Source organism: Streptomyces beijiangensis (assembly GCF_017315755.1).
Classification (GTDB): Bacteria; Actinomycetota; Actinomycetes; order Streptomycetales; family Streptomycetaceae; genus Streptomyces; species Streptomyces beijiangensis.
The window spans coordinates 1-4,594 of the sequence record NZ_JAFLRJ010000641.1 but is presented as its reverse complement, the minus strand read 5'-3'; the positions used below and the strand labels follow the sequence as shown (position 1 = coordinate 4,594).

The 4,594-nt window shown below is 69.2% G+C and carries 6 protein-coding genes; 5 read left to right on the top strand and 1 reads right to left on the bottom strand.

Going from position 1 to position 4,594, the window contains the following annotated elements:
- Nucleotides 1–75: 75 nt before the first annotated feature.
- Nucleotides 76–762 carry a M50 family metallopeptidase gene (locus J0695_RS37845; RefSeq protein WP_206969349.1) on the bottom strand — a complete coding sequence of 229 codons (687 nt, stop codon included), beginning with the start codon at nt 760–762 and terminating at the stop codon, nt 76–78.
- A gap of 37 nt (nt 763–799) precedes the next feature.
- Between J0695_RS37845 and J0695_RS37840 the strand changes: the two genes are divergently transcribed.
- From J0695_RS37840 to J0695_RS37820, 5 genes are all read left to right on the top strand, one after another.
- Complete coding sequence (locus J0695_RS37840; RefSeq protein ID WP_206969346.1) at nt 800–1,615, top strand: SOS response-associated peptidase; 816 nt, start codon at nt 800–802, stop codon at nt 1,613–1,615.
- 26 nt (nt 1,616–1,641) lie between these two features.
- Nucleotides 1,642–2,280 carry an alpha/beta hydrolase family protein gene (locus tag J0695_RS37835; RefSeq protein WP_307798885.1) on the top strand — a complete coding sequence of 213 codons (639 nt, stop codon included), beginning with the start codon at nt 1,642–1,644 and terminating at the stop codon, nt 2,278–2,280.
- A gap of 243 nt (nt 2,281–2,523) precedes the next feature.
- Nucleotides 2,524–3,180, top strand: a complete 657-nt coding sequence (locus J0695_RS37830) for a sigma-70 family RNA polymerase sigma factor (RefSeq protein WP_206969350.1) — start codon at nt 2,524–2,526, stop codon at nt 3,178–3,180.
- Nucleotides 3,177–3,497, top strand: a complete 321-nt coding sequence (gene rsrA, locus J0695_RS37825) for a mycothiol system anti-sigma-R factor (protein ID WP_206969344.1) — start codon at nt 3,177–3,179, stop codon at nt 3,495–3,497. The genes J0695_RS37830 and rsrA overlap by 4 nt, the downstream gene beginning before the upstream one ends.
- Before the next feature lie 198 nt (nt 3,498–3,695).
- On the top strand, nt 3,696–4,594 hold an 899-nt coding region (locus J0695_RS37820), incomplete at its 3' end, for an HD-GYP domain-containing protein (protein ID WP_206969343.1).

Genomic DNA, 4,594 nt, shown 5'->3' with positions numbered 1-4,594 from the left:
CTGCTGCCTCATCGGCGGCGGAGCCGCTGATGTTGCAGTCCCCGATGTAAGCAGCCTGTCGGGTCACCGGCTGGGTTACAAGCCGAGGAGCCAGCGGCCGCCGCCGATGAGGCAGCAGAGCGAGACGATGTGGAAAAGGAGGAGCCAGAGCGTCGGGGGGACGTGGGTGAGGCGGGCGAGCTGGTCCGCGTCGGAGTCGCCGGAGTTGTGCCGGCGCCGTTTGGCCTGGAGCTCGAAGGCGGGACGTACGCCGCCGATGAGCAGGAACCAGACAGCCGTGTACGCGAAGGCCGCCTGCACCTGCGCGGACGTGAGCCAGGAGATCAGGACGAACGCGGCTCCCGTCGCGATCACGGTGAGGGCGCCGTACGCATTCCGGATCATGATCAGCATCGCGATGAGCAGCGCGCTGACCACCCACAGGAGCAGCGTGATGTGGTTCGAGGCCAGCAGCGCGGCGCCGGCGAGGCCCAGGAGCGGCGGGGCGGTGTAGCCGGCGGCGGCGGTGAGGATCATGCCGAGGCCGTGCGGCTTGCCCCGGCTGACCGTGAGCCCCGAGGTGTCGGAGTGCAGCCGGATGCCGTCGAGGCGGCGGCCGGTGAGCAGGGCGACGAGTCCGTGACCGCCCTCGTGGGCGATGGTGACGGCGTTGCGGGACAGGCGCCAGAGGGGATGGGGGATCACCGCGGCCAGGGCGATGGCGGCGGTGCCTATGACCAGCCACTGGTCGGGATCCGGCTGGGTGCCGAAGATGCGATCCATCTGCGGGGGGCTCCTCGGGGATGGCAGGCTTGGACGTATGTGCGGACGGTATGCGTCGAGTCGTAAGGCCGAGGATCTCGCAGGAACCTTTGAGATCGAAAAATGGGATCCGACGGAGGCGCTGGCCCCGGACTGGAACGTGGCGCCGACGAAGTCGGTCTACGTGGTTCTGGAGCGCCCTGTAAAGGACGCCGGGGACGATCGTCCGGTTCGGCAGTTGCGGACGGTGAAGTGGGGTCTGGTGCCCTCGTGGGCGAGGTCACCCGAGGGCGGGGCGCGGATGATCAATGCGCGGGCCGAGACCGTCCACGAGAAGCCGTCGTTCCGGCGGCCCTTCGCGGCCCGGCGCTGCATCGTGCCCGCGGACGGCTATTACGAGTGGGTGACCGCCGCCGAAGAGCGGGATCTTGAGGTCGAGGGGAAGAAGAAGCGGGCCCGGAAGCAGCCGTATTTCGTCACTCCTGCCGACGGTTCGGTGATGGCTTTCGCGGGACTGTACGAGTTCTGGCGGGACCGCACGCTCCCTGACGACCACGAGCTGGCCTGGTGGTCGACGTGCACGATCGTGACGACCGAGGCGGAGACGACACCCCTCGCGGGATACGGCGGGTCGGGGCCCTCCTCGCTGGCGGCGATCCATCCGCGGATGCCGCTGATGCTGCCGCAGGACCGGTGGTCGGCGTGGCTGGACCCGTCGCTCACGGACGCCGAGGAGGTACGGGGGCTGCTGGTGCCGCCGCCCGCGCGGCTGGTGCGCGCCTATCCGGTGTCGACGGCGGTCAGCAATGTCCGTAACAACGGGGCCGAGCTGGTGACGGAGCTGGACGGGCCGGAGGTCGGGACGCTGTTCTGAGGGCGCGCACCGGCAGGATGTGCTGTGTGAGTCGAGTCGAGAGTGTGGAGACGGACGCCGGGGAAGCCCGCGTCACCTGGTTCCCCGGGAAGCAGGCCTGGCTGGCCGTGGCCCTGGGGCACGGGGCCGGGGGCGGGATCGAGGCCCGGGACCTGCAGGCCCTTGCCGGGGTGCTGCCCGCGCTCGGGGTGAGCGTGGCTCTGGTGGAGCAGCCGTGGCGGGTGGCGGGGAAGAAGGTCGCTCCCGCCCCGAAGACCCTCGATGTGGGCTGGCGCGGGGTGTGGCCCGTACTGGAGAAGCCAGGGCTGCCCGTGGTCGCGGGAGGCAGGAGCGCCGGGGCCCGGGTGGCCTGTCGCACAGCCGGTGAGCTGGGGGCCTGTGGGGTGCTCGCGCTGAGTTTTCCGCTGCATCCCCCGGGCAGGCCCGAGAAGTCCCGCAGCGCGGAGCTGCTCGGGGCGGGGGTGCCCACTCTGGTCGTACAGGGCGGGAACGATCCCTTCGGGAAGCCGGGCGAGTTCCCCGAAGGGGAGCACCGGCTGGTCGAGGTCGCCGGCGGAGATCATGGGTTCTCCGTGCCCAAGCGTGGCTCCCTGACCCAGGAGCAGGCTCTGGAGGTCATCACGGACGGTGTGAGCGAGTGGGTGCGGATGCTCCGGGAATGTTGAGCGCGAGACCACTGTTGTGCGGGACATCAGGCTGTTCAGAGTCTTATGGATCTCGTACGTGGAGAGGGAGTCCGTCGCATGGGTTCGACCATCTGCCCGCGCCGCCCGCGCACCGCTGACCTGGAGTGGACGGTGCTTTCGGGGGCCAAGGTCACTTCCGTTCAGGCGGCGGACGGGATGGATGTTCGTCTATCCTCCGATTCGAGTGGGTCCGCGTTCGGACCCGCCACGGCGTTGGAGGAGGTGGGTCCGGTCACTGGTACCGACACAGGGACCGAAGACGGCCACGCGGAGGAGACGACCGCCGAGCGCAATGCGCGCTTCGAGCGGGATGCTCTCGGGTTCCTCGACCAGATGTACTCGGCTGCGCTGCGTATGACGCGTAACCCCGCCGATGCGGAGGATTTGGTACAGGAGACGTATGCGAAGGCCTACGGGTCCTTCCATCAGTTCCGTGAGGGGACCAACCTCAAGGCGTGGATGTACCGCATTCTGACCAATACCTTCATCAACTCCTACCGCAAGAAGCAGCGCGAACCGCTGCGCAGTGGTGCCGAGGAGATCGAGGACTGGCAGCTCGCGCGTGCCGAGTCCCACATGTCGACCGGACTCCGGTCGGCCGAGTCGCAGGCGCTCGACCACCTGCCGGACTCGGACGTGAAGGAAGCGCTGCAGGCGATCCCGGAGGAATTCCGCATCGCCGTGTATCTCGCGGACGTAGAGGGCTTTGCGTACAAGGAGATCGCAGACATCATGGGGACACCCATCGGAACGGTGATGTCCCGACTGCACCGCGGCCGCCGTCAGTTGCGCGGCATGCTCGAGGACTATGCCCGTGACCGGGGGCTGGTTCCGGCGGGCGCCGGAGAGTCGGACGAAGCGAAAGGCTCGGGCTCATGAGCTGCGGAGAGCCGCACGAGACGGAATGCTCCGAGGTCCTGGACCATCTCTATGAGTTTCTTGACCATGAGATGCCCGACACGGACTGCACCAAGTTCGAGGTGCACTTTGACGAGTGCTCGCCGTGCCTGGAGAAGTACGGCCTCGAACAGGCCGTGAAGAAGCTGGTGAAGCGCTGCTGCGGCAGCGACGACGTCCCTGCCGACCTGCGGTCCAAGGTCATGGGACGGATCGACCTGATCCGGTCGGGGCAGGCCGTGCCCGAACAGGATGTGACGCTGACGGACGCGGATCTGCCGGCCGTCGCCCAGGAGTGAACTGCCCCCTTCGGTAAGGGATATGGCAGCGTGAGAAGAGGCCGTGACGCTCGTGTCACGGCCTCTTCCGCGCTCCTGGAAAGTGGCAGCCTGTCACCCGAAGGTGCTGCACATTGCCCGAATCCGCACTTTGGCGACCACCGCGCGCCTATTCTCCCGGTCCTGTACGAGGAAAGGATGAGGAGAGGGTGAGGGCTGATGCGGGGACTGCCTGCAGGGGCGCGCGTGTATGTGGTGTGCGCCGTGCTGGGGGCCGTCGGGTGCGCCCTGCCAGCCTTCTCGGCGGACCGTACGCCGTGGCGCGCCGTCGCCCTGCTCGCCGCGCTGTACGCGGGGTGCGAGCTGCTCGGCAGACGGTCGCTGGGCGCCGGGTCCTTCATCCCCGTACTGCTGGCCGCGGCCCTGCTGCTGCCGCCCGCTGCCGCCGCGCTGGTCGCCGTGCCCGGGGCGCTGGCCGGGAAGGTCGAGGACCGGCCCTATGCGGTGCGGCGCGTCTGGCGGGCGGCCCAACTCGCCCTCGCCGTATGGGTGTCGGCGCAGGTGTACGGGATCGTCGGGGTGCGGGGCGCGGTTGATTTCCCGTACGTACTGATGCCCGCGCTCGTCACCACGCTCGCCTTCTGCCTGACCCTGACCGCACTGGACGGCGGGATACTCGCCACCGCCGAACGGCTGCCGGTGCGCAAGGCCTGGCGCGGGCTGGTGCTCCCCTCGCTGGCGCCGCACCTGGTGCACGGGCTCGCGGGGCTGATGATGGCCGTGCTGTGGCGGAGTGTGTACGGGCCGGGGGCGGCGCTGTTCGTCCTGCTGCCCATGTACATCTCCAGCTGGGTCTATGCCCAGTACCACCGGGAGCGGGCCGCGCACCAGGCCACCATCCGGGCGCTGGTGCAGGCCGTCGACATCAAGGACCGGTACACCCGCGGGCACAGCGAACGGGTCGGGCACGCCTCGGCGATGATCGCGCGCGAGCTGGGGATGGACGGCGAGCGGCTCGAAGTGCTGCGGTTCGCGGGGATCCTGCACGACGTGGGGAAGCTGGGGGTGCCGACGCGGCTGCTGCGCAAGGACGGGCCGCTGACCCCCGAGGAGCGGCG